At 29.1% G+C, this 930-nt stretch carries 1 protein-coding gene; it reads left to right on the forward strand.

Features of this window, described 5'->3' with window-relative positions; translation table 11 throughout:
* The coding region (locus CCO88_RS08380; protein ID WP_042966219.1) for a DUF2920 family protein at nucleotides 1-930 on the forward strand (930 nt) is incomplete at both ends.

Genomic DNA, 930 nt, shown 5'->3' on the forward strand with positions numbered 1-930 from the left:
TATTGCTAAAAATTTTGATGTTGTAGTGATACATGTTTTTTATCATTGTTTTTGTGCAAGACAAAGTATTGATCAAAAGTATAATCCAAAGCTTATTCCCAATCAAGATGATTTAGAGCGTATCAATGGTATTTTAAAAAATATTAATTTAGGACATTTATCGGTTAATAAAGATAATTTTGAATCAATTATTCCTCTTATAGAGCAAAAAGTTAATGAAATGAAACAAGCAGGTTTGGTTGATGAAAGCCAAAAAATAGAACTTTCTTGTGATTTTATCCCACCTAATGGAGATTATCAAAACTATGGCGTTATGGCAGCTATTGATCATATCAATGTTTTAAAAGATCTTGTAAAAAAATTTCCAAATTTTAAAAACCTTCCAAAGATTTATGGGGGAGGATCTTATGGAGGATATTTATCTTTACTGATAGCCAAGATAGCTCCTTGGCATGTAGATGGTGTGATTGATAATTCGGGAGTTTGCTTGCCATTTTTAGCACATATTTTGGGAAGAGATATGAATCAAGGAGAATTTGTTTTTGAAGGAGATAATAATAGAATTTATTGTTTTGTGCAAAAATATTGGACTAGAAATATAAATTCTTCTTATTATTTTGGTGATGAAAATTATTTAATTAGAGCTGTTTTAAACTTAAATCATCTCAAAATTCAAGCAAGCATGAACAATAATACTATCTTTATAAGCTATCACAGCATGCAAGATATGGGCGCTCCAGTGCAAAATAAAATAGAACTTTATAAGTGTTATCAGGAATTAGGATATGATGCGACTTTGTATTTGGTAAAAGATGAAAATGATATAGATGGTAGATTTATAAAAAGTCTAGAGCACGGTCTTAGAATGACTGATAAAGCTTTATTTAGAAAAGAACTTCCTTTGATGCTTGAAAAACTACAAGGAAGAAA

The sequence above is a fragment of the Campylobacter coli LMG 9860 genome (assembly GCF_000254135.1).
GTDB lineage: Bacteria > Campylobacterota > Campylobacteria > Campylobacterales > Campylobacteraceae > Campylobacter_D > Campylobacter_D coli.